Source organism: Mycobacterium sp. 1423905.2 (genome assembly GCF_001673155.1).
GTDB lineage: Bacteria > Actinomycetota > Actinomycetes > Mycobacteriales > Mycobacteriaceae > Mycobacterium.
Map to the genome: position 1 here is coordinate 1 of NZ_LZLE01000224.1, position 18893 is coordinate 18893.

The window sequence follows — 18893 nt, forward strand, 5'->3', positions numbered from 1 at the left end:
CCCAGCGCCGGGAATCGCTGATCCACGAGCGGTATTCGAATCGGCCGGCCACCGTGCTCGTGCCTCGACTCATCGCCCTCATCTGCCCACGATGTCGAACAACATGCCTTCGACGGTGACCCCGGGTGCGAACGCGAATGCCACACCGGTGGAGATCGGCCGGGCCGCAACCGCTTGAGCCACCATCAGTTCCAAGACGAACAGCAGTGAAACGCTGAGCATGTTGCCGAACCGGGTCAGCACATTCCAGCTGTGCGCGGCCCGCTCCGTCGCGATCCCCAGCGAGCGCACCGATTGCTCGATGATCTTCGGCCCGCCCGGATGAATGGCCCACAGATCGATGTCTGACTTCTCTAACCCGTTGTCGTGCAACATGGTGGACACCACCGGCTCGACGCCGCGGTAGATGTAGTCGGGCAGATTCGGCGAGAGCTCACAGGTGATGCCGTTGTGGTTGACGCCGAGCACAATGCCGTCCTCGGCGTCGTCGAGCAGATGGGAGAAGCTGCTGCGGATCACCACCTTGCCCGGATCCAGCTTCTCCTGCACCTGGCTGGCACCGATCACGACGGCACCGCACCCGTCACCGAACAGGCTGTGGATGACCACGTCGTTGATGTCGTCGGCGAAAACCGCGTTCACCGAGCTCAATTCGAGGCACACCACCATGGCCTTCATCGCAGGGTGCGAACGCACGTAATTGCTGGCCACCCGAATGGCGTTCATGGCGGCCGCGCATCCCATGAAGTTGACCACCACCCGGGACACCGAGCGGGGCAGGCCCAGGTGTTTGACCAGCGCCGCATCCACGCCCGGAGCGATGAATCCGGTGCTGGTGACGAAGACGAGTAATCCGACTTCGTCCAGGCCGTAGGGAACGCCAGCCAGGGCGCGCTTGCTGACCTCGACCGCCAACCCGACGGCGTGCTCGTAGAACAGGTCCATCCGTTCCCGGATGGTGCCCGGAGTGCGCCGGAACGCGTCGAACTCGGCGCCAGTCGGGTCCACCGCCATCTGCCGGGTGGAGATCCGTGTGTTCTGATATATCCGCGGAATGCGTTGCCGCTGTTCGGGTTCGACAAAGTATTCAGCGATGCGACCGGCCGCCTCGGCCTGATCGACGATGCGCTGTGGCGAACCGGTGGCGATGCTTTCGATGACCGCCACGGTGGTGGGCGGCGCGGGCGGCAATTGGCTCAGGCCGTAGTGCTGGCCGTCGTCGGCTGGGCGGACGCCGCTGGTGTCGGTCGGGGTGCTCATACCGACCCGATCCCGGCGAATCCCGAGGCAACGTAGTCAGCGCTGGCCTTCCACGCCGTCGGCGCGAGATGCTCACGCAACAAGCCCCAGTTGCGTTCCTTGGCCTGCCGCGACGGTGACAACAGGTAGGTGCGGCACAGCTTGGGCAGCCGGTCGGTGAGGAAACTCTTCGCCGGAAGCCACTCGACACCGGACTTGGCGGCTTCTTCGCGCAGCACATCTTCGGTGACAATGTTGGCGAATCCGCTGCGCTGGAAGGGCAGCACGTGATGGACCCGGTGCGAGCTCAGGCCGGCCGACAGAAAGCAGTCGAGGTAGCGATTGCCCACGACTTTCAAGTCGTTGGCGTGGATCACTTGGTCGACGCCCCAGTCTTCACCAGCCGGGTCGGGTTCGGCCTCGTCTTCGAACTCGTGGCTGGCCACCACCAGGAAAGTGCTGACCCACAGCGTCGCAACGAATTGCAGTGCCCAGGCCCAGAAGTCGCCGGCGGCCAGGAACACCACCATTTCGCCGAGCAGGAGCAACCGGACCGCCGTTGAGCCGAGGAAGTGCGGTAACGCATTGCGCCAACTCCCGTAACCCTCGGCGACACCCACCTTGCGGGTCATGTTCCACACGTCGGCGAGCCGGATGGCCATCCCGCTGAGCAGGTGTCCGAGCTTGTGCAGTGTGTGGACGGGAATGCGGTAAAGCCGCGGTAGCCGCATCATCATCGTGAAGACGTTCTTCTTGATGTCGACGTCACTTTGCGTATACGGGTGATGCAGCAGGGTGTGTCCGTCGGCGACGACCAACGACAGCGCCACATAGTTCAGATCGAAGGCGTTGGCGAAGAACCGGTTCATGCCCCGCTGCGCGCGGTGCAACGCGTAGTGGCCATACCCCACCAGCGAGCTGCGCAGCAAAACCATGCTGATGACGAACGCCCACAACGGCATCCACCCCGGCTCGATCAATCGCACACCCTGTGTCGCGAAGTAACCGATGGCCAGCAGCACGACAACGACGTTGAAGAGGGTGTCCATCCGCCGAATCCTGGCGGCGAGCGCCGGCTCCTTCAGACGCTGCTTGACCCGGTGCATCAGGTCGTTGTGGTCGTCGAAGCGGTACTGCGGGGTGTCACGCCAGCTATTGAAGTCCTCCTTGAACAGGAAGGGCGGCGCGTTGTGTTTGGGGTGGATGTCTCGGGGAGTTGCCTCGCGGTCCAACGCGTATCGGCTTTCCAGCAGCCGCTCGACCTTGGCCGGATCGCGATGGTAGGCCGCGATGATGGCGGTGATGTCGCGGTTCTTGGTGCGGCCGATGAAAAACGCGCCACCGGGATGCTTGGCGATCCAGTCGCTCAGATCGTAGGCCCGGCCGTTGTACACCCACACATCGGACAGCGGTGGCCCACCCGGGGGATGCCCGGGGCGTGGACCGGCGTCACGCTCCCGGACTTCGGGAAGGTCATTGGTCATCGCAGTTCCTCCAGGTCTGATCGGGCGAAATCGGGCGCTGGCCGGCGTTTCCGGCTCGCTGGCTCAGATAGTGGTGCGGTGCCCTTGACGAGGCCTTGGAGGATTCTCAAGAATCTCCCGCTCCGCGATTTCGACGTTCGCCCGCGTCGATCGTGACGAGTGAACCGAAATGGGAACCAGCCCAGAAAAATTCGAGCCGGTTCCCATTCCGGGTTCACACTCGCACTAGCCCGTCGGGTTGGGGATGGTGACCGGTGCACCCCAATTGGACAGCGTGATGTTGACGTTGCCCTGGCCCTTGTTGATCACCATCTGCACCAGATTCGCCGCCGCACCGGGAGCCGGTGCCGGGGACGCGGGCGTGGAGATGGCCGGTGGGCCGGCGTTGACGTCGACGATCCACAGCGTGATCGGCAGCGTGCCGCCGCCTTTGCCGAGTTGCGGCACGATCGGGTCGATGATCGCGGCGTCGATGGTTCCCGACACCTTGACCGTCGCGATGCCGTTGACCGTCTCGTGCCCCTGAATGCTGGGGTTCTGCACCTGCCCCACCACGGCGCCGAGGCCGCGGTCCTTGTCCAGGATGATGCCCGGGTCGTAGATCCGCTCCGCCGGACCCACCGAGTTATAGGTGCCGTCTTTCTTGGTGTACATGGTCTTGTTGGAGACCAGGAAATCGGTGTCCACGGCCGGGGTGTTGGGTTGCATCCGAACTTTGGCGCGGCCCACCGCTTGACCGTTGCCCTGCGGCTGGTTGGTCACGTCTGCATCAACGTTCTCGAACGGGAGATCCTGAAGGTTGATGACGTTGACCGTCACGTGGACGGAGTGCAGGGCTTTGGTTGCTTTGGAACTGTCCTGCAGGATCTGTTGGGCTTGCGGCGAAGGCGCCCCAGGCGTCCCGGAGCCGGCCGATGTGCCAGAGGTGGCGGACGAACCGGACGTTTGGGAGGTCTGAGAGCTGCCGGTGTTCGATTTCGATCCGCACCCGGCAATGACCGTTGCTAGCAGCGCAACGGCAAAGAGCACGATCATTGCCCCGGAGATCGGTGGTTGATGTGAGTGACGTCGGTGGAAGGTATGAACTGGGGAGATCAAGCCATTCATGGCCAGCCTTTGCTGAGTTGTCCGACCGGTGGTGGTCGGTAGCGGGTCGCTACGCTCGTCATACCGCATGGACGAAGCCCATGAGTGCGGCCCGTCCATGGTTGCGGGTCTTGGTGGCTGCACACCCGCACCCTGGTTCACCAGCAACGGCGTCACCGTCCTCGACGAGCCGCTGCGCTCTCAGCGTGTTCCCCAGATCGCATTTGCCGGAGAGCGCGACAGTAACATGCGCTTGGTACGCGGGAAACTGTTTCGAGCAACCCATGATCGGCGCATCGACGCCAGCCGGTTCGTCCGGGATGCTTCGTCGGGCGTGGAGAGGCTACCCTAAGCCGCGTGAATCTCGACGGCAATCAGACGACCATCCGTGAGATTTGTGACGCCGGTTTGCTGTCGGGCGCGGTGACGGTGGTGTGGCAGCGCGGGGAAGTGTTGCAAGTGAACGAGATCGGCTACCGCGACATCGACGCCGGCCTGCCGATGCAACGCGACACGCTGTTCCGGATCGCGTCGATGACCAAACCGGTCACCGTCGCAGCGGCGATGAGTCTGGTCGACGACGGCAAGCTGGCGCTGAATGATCCGATCGCACGGTGGGCGCCCGAACTGGCCGACCTCAGAGTGCTTGACGACCAGGCCGGCCCGCTGGATCGCACGCACCCGGTTCGCCGGCCCATCCTGATCGAGGACCTGCTCACCCACACCAGCGGCCTGGCGTACGCCTTCTCGGTGTCGGGGCCGATCTCGCGGGCCTATATGCGCCTCCCCTTCAACCAGGGCTCCGACACCTGGCTGGCCGAGCTGGGCGCATTGCCGTTGGTGCACCAGCCCGGTGAGCGAGTGACCTACAGCCACGCCATCGACGTGCTGGGTGTCATCTTGTCGCGGATCGAGGGCAAGCCGTTCTATCAGGTGCTCGACGAGCGGGTGCTCGACCCGGCCGGCATGCCCGACACCGGTTTCTTCGTCGCCGGCGAAGCGCGCGCACGGGCGGCGACGATGTACCGCCTCGACGAGGACGACAAGTTGCGCCACGACGTCATGGGGCCGCCCCAAGTCAAGCCGCCGTCGTTCTGCAACGCCGGCGGCGGATTGTGGTCGACCGCCGACGACTACCTGCGATTCATCCGAATGTTGTTGGGCGACGGCTCCGTCGACGGCCACCGGGTGCTCTCCCCCGAGTCGGTGCGACTCATGCGCACCGACCGGCTCACCGACGAGCACAAGCGGCACAACTTCCTGGGCGCACCGTTCTGGGTGGGCCGCGGGTTCGGGCTTAACTTGTCGGTGGTGACCGATCCGGCCAAGGCCAGGCCGCTGTTCGGGCCAGGCGGGCTGGGAACGTTCAGCTGGCCGGGCGCCTACGGCACCTGGTGGCAGGCAGATCCCAGCGCCGACTTGGTGCTGCTCTACCTGATCCAATTCTGTCCGGACCTGTCGGTGGACGCGGCCGCGGCTGTCGCCGGGAACCCGGCGCTGGCCAAACTGCGGTCAGCGCAACCGAAGTTCGTCCGCCACACCTACCGCGCGCTCGGGCTGTGAGCGACTTCCCGCCCGACCACATCAGCAGCGCGCGGCTGCTGCTGCGACCGCCGGCCCTCGAGGACGCCGACGCGATCTACGAGCGGATCGCCAGCGACCCCGAAGTCGCCCGGTTCCTCCTGTGGACCCCGCATCCCGACGTTGCCGAAACCCGGCGGGTCATCATCAACCAGCTGCTCAAGAACGACCGGGAACGCAATTGGGTGATCGCCCTGCGCAACAGCGGCGACGTCGTCGGGTTGATCAGCTGCCGGCGCCTGGTGCCTCACTCGATCGAGATCGGATACTGCCTGAGCCGGCAATGGTGGGACAAAGGTGTGATGTCCGAGGCGCTCAACGCGCTGCTGGCCGAGTTGGCCAACGACCCCCGGCTGTTCCGCGTCTGGGCCACCTGCCACGTCGACAACGCGCGGTCCGCGCGTCTCCTACAGCGGGCAGGGTTTGTCCTGGAAGGCCGGCTGGTCCGGCACGCCATCTACCCGACCATGGGTGTGGAACCGCACGACAGTCTGCTTTACGCCCGTATTCTGCGCTGAGCGTCACCGGTGGGCATTGACCGTCACGTCTGGGCGGGCAAATCCGGCGACTCACCGCCGTGGTCGCACACCGGGCGCCGCCGGCTCACCCTCACCCGACCGCTGTCAGCTCCAGCGCGCGACGCGCATAGGCGCGCACGTCGGCGTCGTTGTCTTTGAGCGCAATTCCCAACGCGTCGCGTGCGGCGGTGTTGTTGGCCCAGCGGGTAAGGCTGAGCACCGCGGCCTTGCGCACGTCCAGATGCGCGTCGGTAAGCGCCGCACTGAGTCGCGGTATCGCGGCGTCGGCCGGTGCGCCCGCCAAGGCTCGGGCGGCGCCTTCGCGTACCTGCCACGCCGGGGCGCGCAGCGCCTTGTCGACGGCCGGCAGGTCAGCCAGACGGCAGCCGAGTTGCGCCATCGCAGCCAGCGCCGCGGCGCGCACCAGCGGATCGTTGTCGTCGACCAGCTTGCCGACGGCGTCGGCGCCGCCGCGCAAGGTGGCCAAGCCGCTGGCCGCCGCGATCCGCACCTCGCGGTTCTCGTCACCGGTGGCGGCTTCCACCCCGCCCACGTCGTCGACGGAGACCAGCGCACGCACGGCCTCGATGCGGACCCGGTGGTCGGTGTCGGTGAGCGCACGACGGTATTGCTCGGCGTCACCAACCCGCCGCGCGGCCAGCACGTAGATCGCGGCCGCGCGCACCACGGTGTCCGGGGAATCGGCGTAGGACCGGACGTAGGCGGCCTCCGGCAGCACTTCCACCAGTTCGCGGATGCCGTCGGCGGCGCCCCGGCGCACCGAGGCGTCGGCGTCGTCGAGCGCGGCGATCAGCGCGGGCGCATAGCCGTCGGGCATGTGCTCGGTGAGGGTCGCCACCGCGGTACGCCGCACGCCCGGGTCCGAGTCGGTCAGATACGGTCCCAAGTCGGCCATGGCGGGCTCCTCGAGACCCAGTACTTCGGCGATCCGCGGCGACGGCGGATTCACCTGTGCCGCCGGGGCGATGCGGGAAAGGTTGGTGGCCGGGGCCTGGCCGCCGATCAGCTCCGGCTGCTCCACCTCGCGCACCGACTGGTCGGTCGGTGGTAGATCGTCGAACTCGGGAACCGACACGAGGTACGGCGCCACGGGCCGTTTGCGGAACAGCATCCGGCCGTCGGGACCCTTGTGCAGGTTGAGGTGGTAGCCCCACTGGTTGTCGTCGCGGCTGGGCAGGTCGGCGCGGTCGTGGTAGAGACCCCAACGGGATTCGGTGCGGGTGAGCGAGGACCGGGCGGCCATCTCGGCGCAGTCCCGGATGAAGGACACCTCCACCGCACGCATCAGCTCATGCGGTGTGCGCGCGCCCATCTCGGCGATCTCCTCGCGCATTCGGTCGAAGGTGCGCACCGCGATGGACAACTTGGCGGCGCTTTTCGGTGGCGCCACATAATCGTTGACGAAGCGGCGCAGTTTGTACTCGACCTGCGGTTGCGGCGGCCCGTCGGGATGGCGCAGCGGCCGGTAGATCAGTTCGTGTGCGACGCGCAGCTGGTCTTCCGGAAGATGCTGCGGCGCAGCCACTTCGGTGCAGGTGCCGGCAGCGTGCGCCCCGGCCAGGTCGCCGAAGACGAACGCGCCGATCATGTAGTTGTGCGGCACACAGGCCAGGTCCCCCGCCGCATACAGCCCTGGAACGGTGGTTCGGGCGTGCTCGTCGACCCACACCCCGGATGCGGAATGCCCACTGCACAAACCGATCTCGGAGATGTGCATCTCGATGTCGTGGGTGCGGTAGTCATGGCCGCGATTGGCGTGGAAGGTGCCGCGGGTGGGCCGTTCGGTGGTGTGCAGGATGTTTTCCAGCGCGGTCAGCGTCTCGTCCGGAAGGTGCGACACCTTGAGGTAGATGGGGCCACGTGCAGAGTCGATTTCACTTTTGACTTCGGCCATCATCTGTCCCGACCAGTAGTCCGAGTCGACGAACCGCTCGCCCTGCGCGTTGACCTGATAGCCGCCGAACGGGTTGGCCACATACGCGCACGCCGGACCGTTGTAGTCCTTGATCAGCGGATTCACTTGGAAACATTCGATTCCCGACAGTTCCGCGCCGGCGTGGAACGCCATCGAGTACCCGTCGCCGGCATTGGTCGGGTTCTCATAGGTGCCGTACAGATAGCCCGAGGCCGGCAGCCCCAGGCGCCCGCAGGCGCCGGTGGCCAGGATCACCGCCTTGGCGCCGATCGCGACGAATTCGCCGGTGCGCGTGTGCAATGCGGCGGCGCCGACCGCGCGGCCGGCGTCGGTGAGCACCCGCACCGGCATCAGCCGGTTTTCGATGCGGATCCTCTCGCGCATGTTCTTCTGCCGCAGCACGCGGTACAGCGCCTTTTTGACGTCCTTGCCTTCGGGCATGGGCAGCACGTAGGAGCCCGATCGGTGCACGCGCCGCACCGCATACTCGCCGTGCTCGTCTTTTTCGAACTTGACCCCGTAGCGCTCCAGCCGTTGCACCATGGCGAATCCGCGCGTGGCGGTTTGATAGATGGTCCGCTGATTGACGATGCCGTCGTTGGCCCGGGTGATTTCGGCGACGTAGTCCTCGGGTTCGGCCTTGCCCGGGATGACGGCGTTGTTCACCCCGTCCATGCCCATCGCCAGCGCCCCGGAGTGGCGCACGTGCGCTTTTTCCAGCAGCAGTACCTGCGCGCCGTGTTCGGCGGCGGTCAGCGCCGCCATGGTGCCCGCGGTGCCGCCGCCGATGACCAGGACGTCGCAGTCCAGCCGCTGCGGCGCGCTGACGTCGGGAATCTGCATCATGCTGCTGCCTCCGAATGGTTCAGTGCGGCAATGACTTTGGCGCGCAGCGGGGCGCGCGGCAGCTCGGTGCGCGGCTCCGGCACGTCGAGCAGCGCGCGCAGCGGCTCACCGGCGCGGCCCAGCACCGCGATCCGGTCACCGAGGACCAGCGCCTCGTCCACGTCATGGGTGACGAACACAATCGTGGTCGGATGGGCACGCCAGGTCTGAATCAGCAGCCGCTGCATGGCCGCGCGGGTTTGGGTGTCCAACGCGCCGAACGGCTCATCCATCATCACCGCGCGCGGCGCCCCGGCCAGGCCGCGGGCCAACTGGACGCGCTGGCGCATGCCCCCGGACAAGCTCTTGGGCAGATAGTGGCCGAAGCCGGTCAAGCCCACCTCGCCGATCCAGCGTTCAGCTTGGGCCCGCCGGGACGAGCGCGGCTCGCCGCGCAACCGCAACGCCAACTCGATGTTGGACCGCACAGTCCGCCAGGGCAGCAGCGCGTTGTCCTGGAAAACCATGCCCCGGTCACCGGAGGTGGTGGTGACCTCGGCGCCGTCGGCCAGCACACGTCCGCCGTCCGGGGCCATCAGCCCGGCCAGCGCGCGCAGCACCGTCGACTTGCCACAGCCCGACGGGCCGGTGAGCACCAAGATCTCCCCCGGCCGCACCGCCAGACTCAGCCCGTCGATCACCGGGGCGCCGGTGTAGGACAACCGAACCCGATCCAGCTCCAGGCTCATTCCGACGTCGGGTGCGGTCATCGTGCGTTCTCCTCGCCGCGGGGCAGCCACCGGGTCGCCCGCCGGCCCACCAACTCCACCGCCGCCGAGGTGGCGAAACCCAGCACGCCGATGGTGATGATGCCGACGAACACCTGCGGGTAGGCCAGCACGGTGTAGTTCTGCCAGGTGCGGTAGCCGACGCCGAGCCGGCCGGAGATCATCTCCGCCGAGATCACGCAGATCCAGGCGACGCCCATGCCGACCGACAAGCCGCCGAACACCCCGGGCAGGATTCCGGGCAGCACGACCTGGCTCAGCACGTCCCAGCGGCCGCCGCCCAGGGTGCGCACCGAGTCCTCCCACAACGTGGGCAGCGCCCGCACCGCGTGCCGGGTGCTGACCATGATCGGAAAGTAGGCCGCCAAGAAGGTGATGAAGACGATGCCTTCTTCGTCGGTGGGGAACAGCAGGATGGCCACCGGCACCACCGCGATGGCCGGGATCGGGCGGGCCAACTCGGTCAGCGGGCCGAACACGTCGGCGAACAACCGGGAGCGGCCGAGTAAGACACCGGTCGCGACACCGACCACGGCGGCCAGCCCGAAACCGGTGAGGATGCGCAGCAGCGACTGTGCCAGGTCCAGCCAGTACTCGAAGGCACCCAGCCGCCGGGTCAGCGCGGTCGCGATCTCGGTGACGGTCGGTAGGGTGTCGAACCGCAACCAGAACCGCACCTTGCCGGCGGTGAGCAGCTGCCACAGCCCGATCGCGGCCAGCACCGACGCCACCCGCAGCAACCGGGACCGCCAGGGGGAAGCAGAGCGTCGCGTCGTGACGAAGGCCGGTGCGGGGACCGCCCCGACCACCCGTTCGGTCAGCTCGGCAGTCATAGTGAACCTCCCAGTGCCTGTTGATAACTCACGGCGGTGCTGCCCGGATGGGCGGTGGTGTACCGGCGCGCTGCGGCCACGGTGCCGAACGGGCGGTAGTCGTTGCCGTCCTGCACCCACACCGCCTTGTCGGCGAACCAACGGGTGCCCAGTTCGGCATCGGGAACGTAGGCCGCTCGGACCTTCGCACCGCGGGCCGTGGCTGCCCTGATGGCCTGCAGCAGGCCCGTGGGATTGGTGACGGTCTGCGTGGCATCCGTTCCGTCCAGCCACAATTCGCTGGCCAACGCCGGATCGCCGCGCAGCAGCGACGGGTTGGCGGTCTGCGCCCTGGTCGTGTCGTAATTGAGCCCGCGGGCGCCGAACACGGCGCGCAACGGCTGATCCTCGACGAAACCGGGCACATCGAGGTCGGCGAAGTCGCCGATCGACTTCAGGTATGGCACATCGCCTTTGAGCGCCTCGACCAGCGAGGGTTTAAGCGTCGTGTCGAAGGACGTGCCGCCAGGACCGTTGTAGAGGTAGACGACTTCCTGGGGCAGGCCGCTGGCCTGGGCGACGATGCGGGCGGCCTCCAGCGGCTTGGTGTTGAGGAAGTCGGTGGCGTCCAGTTGGGCCTGCAGGAACGCCGCCAGCACCTCGGGATGCGCGCCGGCATAAGACCGTCGCACCACCACGCCGTGCAGGGTCGGCACGTTGAGTTCGGCGCCGTCGTACAGCAACTTCGCTTTGTTCTGGTAGACCAACAGGCCAGGCCAAGCGACGAACTGCGAAAGCGCTTGCACTTGACCCGATTCCAGGGCGGACGCGCCGACCTGCGGCTGCTGGTTGAGCACGTCGACGCCATGGACGCCGGCACGGTCGAGGGCCCGCACCAAGGTGCCGTGTCCGGCCGATCCGACGCTTGCCGAAACCTTCCGGCCGGCTAAGTCGGTCAGCGAAGTCGCCGACGAATCCGGGGTCACCACAACCATATTGAGCGCGCCCTTGGGGTTGTAACCGGTCACCGAGACCATCTCGGTGCGAGCCAACGGGTTCGCTTGGGTTTTGGAGCCGTTGATCAGCATGGGGTAGTCCCCCATCGACCCGATGTCGATCTTTTCGGCGAGCATCTGGGCGGTGATGGGAGCGCCGGTGTCGTAGTCCTGCCATCGGACGGCGTATTTGGTGCCGGTGCGAGCGGTGATGTCGGCCAGGCGATGCTCGAGGTAGCCCTGTGCACGCAGCAGCGTGCCGGCGGTGACGGTGTTGATGGTCTTGGACTGGTAGCCGACGACCACGTTGACCACACCGGAGGACTCCGCCAACGACTCGAGCGAGCAGCCGGAGGTGAGTGCGGCCGTGGCGACCACGACCGACATCATCGCGACGATGTGTCGTTTCATGAATGTTCCTGGGCGATAGCGGAAGCTAGCGAAGCAGATACGGCATGTTGACCGTGACCGCGCCGGTCGGGCAGCGGGCCGCGCACGGGCCGCAGTACCAGCATTCGTCGACGTGCATGTAGGCCTTGCCGGTGTCGGGATTGATGGCCAGCGCGTCGAGCGGACAGACTTCGACGCACAGCGTGCACCCGTCGATACACAGCGACTCGTCGATGGTGACCGGCACGTCGGCGCGCATGTTGTTGACCAGCGTCATGGCTTGCTCCTTAATGGCTCGGCGCGTAAGAGGTTGCCGCGCATGGTGATTCGGTCGCCGCGCATCCGGATGTACTCCAGGTCGACGGGTCTGCCGTCGTCGAGACTGGTCAACCGCTCCAGCATGAGCAGCGGCGCGCCGTCGGGAACCTGCAGCGTCGCAGCCGAATGCGCGTCGGCGGGGATGGCCTCCAGCGCCAGCGCCGCAGCGCCGAGGCGTTGTCCGCTGACCTGTTCGATCAACACGAACAGGTCGTTGTCTTCGAGCGAATGCGCCAAGATCTGTGCCCCGATGTCGGGTGCAAGGTAGGTGAGATCCAGGCTGAGCGGCAGATCGCCGAGGTAGCGCAGCCGCTCAATGAACACCGCCTGCTGGCCGGGTTGCAACTGCAGCCGGTGCGCCACCGCCGGTGGAGCGGCCAGCGACATGGCGGCCCGCACCACGTTGCGCACCTCGCCATGGTTTTTGAAGGTTTCCTTCAGCCCCAGCAGCGCTTCCAGCCCATGGTCGTATTTGCGTTGCGCGACGTGAGTGCCGACCTTGGGGCCGCGGTCGATCAGCCCTTCATTTTTCAGGATGGTCAGCGCCTCGCGAATGGTGTTGCGGGAGACGAAGAACTCGGCGGCCAGCTCGTTCTCGCCGGGCAGGCTGCGGCGGTAGACACCGGCGTGGATCTGCTGGCGCAGCACGTCGGCAGCCCGGCGGGCCCGGTCGGCCCGGGCTCCCTGGATCGGCACTGCTTCCGCCACGCCGTCACGCTAACCCAGCTTCTGCGCCTCTTTCGGCTGCTCAGTGGCCCGCTGCGGCGGCGCTTCGGCGTATTGCGCCGGTCGGGGTTCGGTGGCGACCTGCCTAAACCCGGCGCGGGTCGACTATTGCGCCACCGCGATCGGCCGCCATCCCTTCCGATCCCGCTGAGCGAAACCTCGCTCGCCGAACCTGAAGTGTTGCCGGGAAACTGCGAGGAAGGCCCGGCAGATTTACCGGCTCGACGAAACCCTGCCCGCTCAGTTCACCTGAACGGTGTGCTCGTTGGCGACCAGCGTCGCTTCGGAGCCGCTGGCCGGCTCCGAGCCGTTGCCGTTCGAGCTGGCGACGGCAACCGCGTTGCGTTTGGCCTCCATGCGGGCCAGCGCTTCCTGGGTGAACACCGACAAGCCGAGTTCGGGGTTGTAGCCGTGGATCTCTTTGACGTCGAGTTGGGCCAGGAAGTAGATGATTTCCTTGCTGATCACCTGACCGGGCACCAGAACCGGGAATCCTGGCGGGTATGGCACCACAAACGTGGTGGACACCAACGTCTTTCCCTCGGCGAGCCGGCGCCCGGCCGTGCCGATCAACACGTACTCGCGGTCGGACTCCTCGTACCCGGCGTAGAACGCCGAGCGGGTGTCGCCGTACGTGGTCGCTCCCTCGGGCCGGAAGGCGACGTCGAATTCGCTGAAGTCCGGCAGGTGCGGCAGGTCCTCGGTGATCTCCTCGACGCGACGCTCGTGCAGTGCCCAGTCGGCGCTGCTGGCGACCTTCTTGGCCCGGTCGAAGTCGGTGGCCACCCGGCGCAGCACGTCCAGCAGGTGGTGCACACTCGACCAGGTGACGCCGATGGTGAAGATCAGCAGCACGCTGTTGATCGACGTCTTGTTGATCTGGATGCCGAAGCGGTCCATCAGGATCTTCTCGCGGAAGTCGTAGCCGGTCATCCCGGTCTTGCCAAGGAACAGCGTGACCCGCGTCGGGTCCAGCACGAATTGGTCCGAGCGCCACGCCTCGTTCCACTCGTCCAAGGCGCCCTGCCTGACCTCGCGGTAGGAGCTGACGCAGGAGGCCCGGAACTCCTCGGGCACCAGATCGGATTCGTCGAGGATGCGGAACCACTTGCTGATCAGCCGGTCTTTCCGAACGCGATGCCGGAATACCAGCGCCATGTCGTAGACCTGCCGCACCAGCTGGAAACCCTCCATGTCGACCTGCCGCCGCGCCAAGTCCAGCGAGGCCAGCAGTTGCTGGTTGGGCGAGGTCGAGGTGTGGGTCAGGAACGCTTCACCGAAGGCGTCCCGGGCGCGGGCGTTGAAATCCTGGTCGCGGATGTGGATCATCGACGCCTGCCGGAACGCGGACAGCGACTTGTGCGTGGAATGGGTCGCGTAGACGCGCACCCGCGCGCTGTCGGGATCGGGTAACAGCTGACGTTCTGCCCATTCCGAGCGGGGCACCCCTTCCATCGAGGCCACCCATCGGCGGTATTCCGCGCGGTATCCCGGCGAGGCCAGCTTCTGCTCGAGGTGCTCGGCGGCCACCATCGCCGTGCGCTGCCGGGCCCACGGCACGGCGATGGCGAATGCGTACCACGCCTCGTCCCACAGGAAGCAGATGTCCGGCTTGATCGCCAGCACTTCTTCCATCACCCGGCGCGGGTTGTAGACGACGCCGTCGAAAATGCAGTTGGTCAGCAGCAGCATGCGCACCTTGTGCAACTGCCCGGCTTCCTCGAGGTCGAGCAGCGCCTTCTTGATCGTGCTCAGCGGCACCGCGCCGTAGATCGCGAATTGCGGCAGCGGATAGGCGTCCAGGTACAGCGGATAGGCACCGGCGAGGACCAGCCCGTAGTGGTGTGACTTATGGCAGTTGCGGTCGATCAGCACGATGTCGCCGGGGCGAGTCAGCGACTGCACGACGATCTTGTTGGCGGTGGAGGTGCCGTTGGTGACGAAATAGGTGTGGTCGGCGTTCCAGGTGATCGCCGCCTTGTCCATCGCCTTTTTGATGTTGCCGTGTGGATCCAGCAGCGAGTCCAATCCGCCTGACGTGGTGGACGTCTCGGCCATGAAGATGTTGCGGCCGTAGAACTCGCCCATGTCTTGCAACGACTTCGAGTTGAAGATGCTCGCGCCGCGCGCGACGGGCAGCGCGTGGAATTGGCCGACCGGTGCGGCCGCGTAGACGCGCAGCGCATCGAAAAACGGGGTGGCGAACCGGTTTCGCAGACCGGCGACCACGGTGCTGTGCAGATCGGTGACGTCGTTGAGCCGGTAGAAGGTTCGGTCATAGATGTCGGGATCGTCGTCCGCCCCGGCCGCGATCGACTCGTCGGTGAGCAGGTACAGATCGATGTGCGGGCGCAGCTCGCGGATCCACTCGCCGCATTCCACCCAGTCGTGCGTGTGCTCGGATACTCCGACGTCCTCGTTGGCGCCCAGCAGCGTCGTCATCAACGGCACCCGGTCTCGCGAGCGCAGCGGTAGGTCGTGGCGGATGATGGCGGCCTGGATTTCACCGTTGAGCGCCACCGCGGTGATCGCGTCCTCGACGCTGGGTGCGACCAGGATCTCGAACTGGATGTCGTCGGCCGGATTGCGCAGCGCCCGCAGGCATTCGACCAGGCTTTCTGGTGCGGTTGGGGGCGAATCGTCGGCCAGCAATACGGTGTAGAACTGCTGCTGTTTGGCCCGGGCCACCAACTCCTGCTCGGCCAGCGGCGCCGCGATGTCGAAAAGCGCTGTGCGGTCGCCGTATTCGGACAGCAGGCGCACAGCCAGGGCGACTTCTTCGGCAAGGCGCACCGTGGACAGGCTTTCCAGGTGCGCGCGGAAGGTCGCCAGGTTCGCCGCGCCCGGGTACAACCAGTACCGCTCGTAGGCGTCCAGCCGGTCCATCAACCGTTTCACTTTGGCCAGGTCGTGGGTCTTGTCCAGACCGGCCAGGTCGACTTCGGCGAGATGGCAGCACGCGTCGTCGAGCATGTTCCAGGTGTCGATCCGCGTGTACGACGGATTGGCCACCGCCGCCAGCGCGGAAACCCGGAGTCGGCGGGGGCGGGAACTGTATTCGTTCATGTCGTCACCTGTTCTTGGGCTAGCAGTCAGTGCAGGTCGTAACCGTCGCGGGCGAGGCGGAAAAAATGACCGGTGCTGCTATCGGTACATGTGAGGCCGGAAACTTCGCTGTGGCACGTGATCGCCTGGACCACGCGGGCCTGTCCATAGCCGAGCACCGGGGCCGCAGGGTCCTGGATGGTATCGCCATGACACGACCACTGCGGCCCGCTGCCTTGGTCGAGGGCGACGCGGTCGCCCCAGTCGAGTGTGCACGACGACGGCCGGGGCGGTGCGGCCCAGTCGTGATCCCGGATCTCGCATGCGGCGAAGGCGGTGGTGTCTGACATCCCGATGCCACAGTAGATGTTTCCCGACGGGACCTGGAAGGTCTGGAAATCCCGTGCCCGCGCCGTCGGGTCGGCGACCCCGGCCGCCACCACCACCCCGGCGGAGGTTATGGCCACCACAGCACCGGGTTTGATTTTCCTCATCGCCAGCAGCTTTCCACTAAGCCGCTATTGTGTCTCCCCCCTTGCCGCCCGCGCGGTCGTTTCGGCGAGTTCGTACGGCACGGCGTCGACGACGGTCACCAGCAATTGAGTTTCGTTCGGGATCGAGTACACGCGTCGTTCGCCAGGGCGCGCGCCGGCGATGGCGCGGCCCAGCGGTGATGCCATCGAGTAGACCTTGACGCCAGCGGGCGCGCCGCGCCGGCCGAGCAGGAAAGTCTCGGTCTCGCCCATGGCCTCGTAACGGATGGTGACGACCATGCCGGGTTGGGCCGTGTGGTCGCCGTGGTGCGATGTCATGTCGTGTGTCCTAACGTGCGGAGGTTGTCGTCAGGGACGGGCAGCATCCGGCAGCCGCCCCTGACGACTCGAAGCCCTGGATAGGGCAGGCCTGTCGGCGCCGCGTCACGCCACTCCGTAATTCATTCCGGTACGAATCCCGTTGTGCGGCAGGACCGCCCACCCGCCGGCCAGCAGCACCGCGGTCACCGCTGCCACCGTCAGCCAGGTCGCCAGTCCCGCGGCCACCGCCTCGTCCAATGCGGTCGTGTATGGCAGTCCGACGTGGTAGCCGTGCTGGTCCACCCAGATATCAACGGCGTCACCAGGTTTCGCACCGCGCGGCGCGTCGACCAAGCCGGTGTGCTCGGTGCCGGCGGTGAACCAGCGGGCCGGCACGCTCTTCAGCTTGGGGTTGGCCAGTTCGTGCCGGACGGCCTTCTCGCCGGTCACGATCGCGGTGACCTGCTGGCGGTTCTGATCCTGCTCGGCATAGAACAGCGTGCGCGACTCGTGCACGTCGGCGCCGACGGCCACGGCGATGGGCACGCCAACCACGACGATCAGAGCGAACCAGACGGCCAGCAGCGTCTGAAAGCGGTCGCGCAAGCGCAGGTCAAATTGACTGTGCGACAGAGCTTTCGTGGCCGACGATCCCTGACGGTGTGACGATGCGGCGGTCATCGGACTTCCTTCGTCGACGGTTCTGACTGACAACTCCAGGGTGGCAACGACCGCTGCTCAAGGGTTTGCCCCAGTCGGACAACGCGGACCCGGCGATTTGTCGGATCGCTACAGCGCGGACTCGTCGTCCGCGCCGGTGGCGGCCAATTCGATCGTCATGGCCAATCGCTTCTTGGCGTCGTCGAGAGACAGGGTGGTGATCTCGGCCATCTTGCGTAGCCGGTAGCGCACGGTGTTCTCGTGCACACCCAGCCGCTCCCCGGCCTGGGCCAGGTCGCCTTGAGCTTCCAGCCAGGCGCGCAGGGTGGCCACGTAGTCGGTGGAGTGCGCGCGGTCGTGGCGGCGCAACTCCGCCAACGGCCCCCGCTGCGGCGACCGGCCCGAGCGCGCGGCGGTGCGTAACCGCTGCAACAGGATGTCGTCCCAGGATTCGTCGTAGGCCGGTGGGATGAGGTGCTGCGCCGACGGCTCATGCAACGCCAGGCATTCGTCGGCCTCTTGGCGGGCCGCCACCAGGTCAGCCACTTCGGCCGGGCCGCTGATACCGGCCGACAGCCGCGCCCGCTCGGGTAGGGCCGCCCGCAATGCGGTGAACCAGCGCCGTGCCGTTTCCGCGTCCTCGCCGGGTAGCACGGTGTAGACGGTGTTGCCCGCCAACGCACTGCGGCCCGGCCGCGACCAACCGAACCCGGTGGTGGCACGCTCGAACGCCGTCAGCAGCCCGGCGTCCCGGTCGGTCCCGACGACGGCCTGGACCGCGATCACCCGCAGCGCCCTCCGCGCCAACCCCAGCCTGCTGGCCACGGTCGCGGCGTCGATGGTGCCCTCCAGCAGCTGGATCACCAGTTCCGATTCGACTTGGCGTTCCAGGTCCGCGCTGGCCCGCGATCGCAGCAGGTGCAGGGCCACCGTGCGGGCGCCGTCCGTCAACGCGTCGCGCTGGGCACCGTCCAGCGCGGTCGCACAGGCCACCCAGACCGAGCCGAGCAGCTCCCGGCCGGAACGGACTGCCACCACCATCCGCCCGGTCAGGCCGTGTTCGTCGTCGGCAGGCACGTACAGCGGATCGTCGGAGGCCGCCAGGTGGGCGAACACCCCGTGCGCGTCCAGCGCCGCGCGGAGCTGCTCGGGCGTCTGGCGGGCCAGGATGGTCGCCACGCGGGCCGGGTCGGCCTGCTGCTGCGGTTGGGAATATGCCAATACCCGCAGCAGCTGGTCTTCGATGGTCACCGCACCGCCGGTGGCTTCGGCCAGGCTGTCGGCCAGCGCGAACAGGTCGGTCGGGCCACGCCCGGATTCGGTTTCGCGGCCCTCGAGCACCAACCCGTAGACCACTGCCGCCACCTCGCTCCACGAGGCCGACCGGTCCAGCACCAGCACCGCGGCGGCTTCGCCGTCCAGCGTCAGCGGCTGGTCCTCGCCGCGGGTCAACACCACCACGGCCCGGGCCGCGGCCGCCCACCCGACCGCTTCGGAGACCGAACCCGCGCCGACGGCGAGCAGCACGTCGCCCACCGGGGGCCGCTCCACGGCGGTCTCGTGAATCACCACGCTGCGCAGCTCGGTCGACCGGGACAGCGACGAATTGCGCAGCCGGACGCCGTAGCCACCGAGCACGTTCACCAGGCGGTCCAAGGTGATCACGAGCCGCTCCCACTGCCGACTGTTCAACCAG

15 protein-coding genes and 1 pseudogene are annotated in these 18893 nt (G+C 66.9%); 2 read left to right on the forward strand and 14 right to left on the reverse strand.

What is annotated here, in order from left to right:
• Positions 1-78: 78 nt before the first annotated feature.
• The 3 genes from A9W95_RS13725 to A9W95_RS13735 form a co-directional block, all read right to left on the reverse strand.
• A complete protein-coding gene (locus A9W95_RS13725) occupies positions 79-1260 on the reverse strand; it encodes a type III polyketide synthase (protein ID WP_067413414.1) in 1182 nt (393 codons plus the stop codon).
• A complete protein-coding gene (locus A9W95_RS13730) occupies positions 1257-2723 on the reverse strand; it encodes a fatty acid desaturase (RefSeq protein ID WP_156746192.1) in 1467 nt (488 codons plus the stop codon). Before A9W95_RS13730 ends, A9W95_RS13725 begins: the two co-directional genes overlap by 4 nt.
• Before the next feature lie 225 nt (positions 2724-2948).
• Positions 2949-3830 carry an LppX_LprAFG lipoprotein gene (locus A9W95_RS13735; RefSeq protein ID WP_067413417.1) on the reverse strand — a complete coding sequence of 294 codons (882 nt, stop codon included), beginning with the start codon at positions 3828-3830 and terminating at the stop codon, positions 2949-2951.
• A 336-nt stretch (positions 3831-4166) separates the two neighbouring features.
• Here A9W95_RS13735 and A9W95_RS13745 point away from each other — a divergent pair, with 336 nt between their 5' ends.
• Both A9W95_RS13745 and A9W95_RS13750 read left to right on the forward strand, forming a co-directional pair.
• Positions 4167-5372 carry a serine hydrolase gene (locus A9W95_RS13745; RefSeq protein WP_067413423.1) on the forward strand — a complete coding sequence of 402 codons (1206 nt, stop codon included), beginning with the start codon at positions 4167-4169 and terminating at the stop codon, positions 5370-5372.
• Positions 5369-5908 carry a GNAT family N-acetyltransferase gene (locus tag A9W95_RS13750; protein ID WP_067413426.1) on the forward strand — a complete coding sequence of 180 codons (540 nt, stop codon included), beginning with the start codon at positions 5369-5371 and terminating at the stop codon, positions 5906-5908. Before A9W95_RS13745 ends, A9W95_RS13750 begins: the two co-directional genes overlap by 4 nt.
• 91 nt (positions 5909-5999) lie before the next feature.
• On the opposite strand, the gene A9W95_RS13755 is transcribed toward A9W95_RS13750, so the two are convergent.
• The 11 genes and pseudogenes from A9W95_RS13755 to A9W95_RS13805 all read right to left on the reverse strand — a co-directional run bounded on the left by A9W95_RS13755 (position 6000) and on the right by A9W95_RS13805 (position 18862).
• Positions 6000-8690 carry a fumarate reductase/succinate dehydrogenase flavoprotein subunit gene (locus A9W95_RS13755; RefSeq protein WP_067413429.1) on the reverse strand — a complete coding sequence of 897 codons (2691 nt, stop codon included), beginning with the start codon at positions 8688-8690 and terminating at the stop codon, positions 6000-6002.
• Positions 8687-9439: an ABC transporter ATP-binding protein gene (locus A9W95_RS13760; protein ID WP_067413432.1), complete on the reverse strand. Its 753-nt coding sequence runs from the start codon at positions 9437-9439 to the stop codon at positions 8687-8689. The genes A9W95_RS13755 and A9W95_RS13760 overlap by 4 nt, the downstream gene beginning before the upstream one ends.
• Positions 9436-10290, reverse strand: a complete 855-nt coding sequence (locus tag A9W95_RS13765) for an ABC transporter permease (protein ID WP_067413435.1) — start codon at positions 10288-10290, stop codon at positions 9436-9438. The genes A9W95_RS13760 and A9W95_RS13765 overlap by 4 nt, the downstream gene beginning before the upstream one ends.
• A complete protein-coding gene (locus tag A9W95_RS13770) occupies positions 10287-11675 on the reverse strand; it encodes an ABC transporter substrate-binding protein (protein ID WP_067413438.1) in 1389 nt (462 codons plus the stop codon). The genes A9W95_RS13765 and A9W95_RS13770 overlap by 4 nt, the downstream gene beginning before the upstream one ends.
• A gap of 25 nt (positions 11676-11700) precedes the next feature.
• Positions 11701-11931 (reverse strand): ferredoxin family protein, encoded by a 231-nt coding sequence (locus A9W95_RS13775; RefSeq protein ID WP_067413441.1) that lies wholly within the window; start codon positions 11929-11931, stop codon positions 11701-11703.
• Positions 11928-12680: a GntR family transcriptional regulator gene (locus tag A9W95_RS13780; RefSeq protein ID WP_067413444.1), complete on the reverse strand. Its 753-nt coding sequence runs from the start codon at positions 12678-12680 to the stop codon at positions 11928-11930. The genes A9W95_RS13775 and A9W95_RS13780 overlap by 4 nt, the downstream gene beginning before the upstream one ends.
• 258 nt (positions 12681-12938) lie before the next feature.
• Positions 12939-15764, reverse strand: a complete 2826-nt coding sequence (locus A9W95_RS13785) for an aminotransferase class I/II-fold pyridoxal phosphate-dependent enzyme (protein WP_067413447.1) — start codon at positions 15762-15764, stop codon at positions 12939-12941.
• A gap of 26 nt (positions 15765-15790) precedes the next feature.
• A complete protein-coding gene (locus A9W95_RS13790) occupies positions 15791-16237 on the reverse strand; it encodes a DUF6636 domain-containing protein (protein WP_156746193.1) in 447 nt (148 codons plus the stop codon).
• 24 nt (positions 16238-16261) lie between these two features.
• Positions 16262-16537 (reverse strand): annotated as a pseudogene (locus tag A9W95_RS13795) (GreA/GreB family elongation factor); the annotation flags it as partial.
• A gap of 123 nt (positions 16538-16660) precedes the next feature.
• Positions 16661-17218, reverse strand: coding sequence for a hypothetical protein (locus A9W95_RS13800; RefSeq protein WP_067413453.1), 558 nt, complete (start codon positions 17216-17218; stop codon positions 16661-16663).
• 108 nt (positions 17219-17326) lie between these two features.
• On the reverse strand, positions 17327-18862 hold the full coding sequence (locus A9W95_RS13805; protein WP_067413457.1) for a CdaR family transcriptional regulator: 1536 nt from the start codon (positions 18860-18862) through the stop codon (positions 17327-17329).
• Between the last annotated feature and the right edge of the window lie 31 nt (positions 18863-18893).

Bases quoted from the DNA above. Each gene is read 5' to 3' on its own strand.
- A9W95_RS13725 (WP_067413414.1), bottom strand. From the start codon at position 1,260: ATGAGCACCCCGACCGACACCAGCGGCGTCCGCCCAGCCGACGACGGC.
- A9W95_RS13730 (WP_156746192.1), bottom strand. From the start codon at position 2,723: ATGACCAATGACCTTCCCGAAGTCCGGGAGCGTGACGCCGGTCCACGC.
- A9W95_RS13735 (WP_067413417.1), bottom strand. From the start codon at position 3,830: ATGAATGGCTTGATCTCCCCAGTTCATACCTTCCACCGACGTCACTCA.
- A9W95_RS13755 (WP_067413429.1), bottom strand. From the start codon at position 8,690: ATGATGCAGATTCCCGACGTCAGCGCGCCGCAGCGGCTGGACTGCGAC.
- A9W95_RS13760 (WP_067413432.1), bottom strand. From the start codon at position 9,439: ATGACCGCACCCGACGTCGGAATGAGCCTGGAGCTGGATCGGGTTCGG.
- A9W95_RS13765 (WP_067413435.1), bottom strand. From the start codon at position 10,290: ATGACTGCCGAGCTGACCGAACGGGTGGTCGGGGCGGTCCCCGCACCG.
- A9W95_RS13770 (WP_067413438.1), bottom strand. From the start codon at position 11,675: ATGAAACGACACATCGTCGCGATGATGTCGGTCGTGGTCGCCACGGCC.
- A9W95_RS13775 (WP_067413441.1), bottom strand. From the start codon at position 11,931: ATGACGCTGGTCAACAACATGCGCGCCGACGTGCCGGTCACCATCGAC.
- A9W95_RS13785 (WP_067413447.1), bottom strand. From the start codon at position 15,764: ATGAACGAATACAGTTCCCGCCCCCGCCGACTCCGGGTTTCCGCGCTG.
- A9W95_RS13790 (WP_156746193.1), bottom strand. From the start codon at position 16,237: ATGAGGAAAATCAAACCCGGTGCTGTGGTGGCCATAACCTCCGCCGGG.
- A9W95_RS13800 (WP_067413453.1), bottom strand. From the start codon at position 17,218: ATGACCGCCGCATCGTCACACCGTCAGGGATCGTCGGCCACGAAAGCT.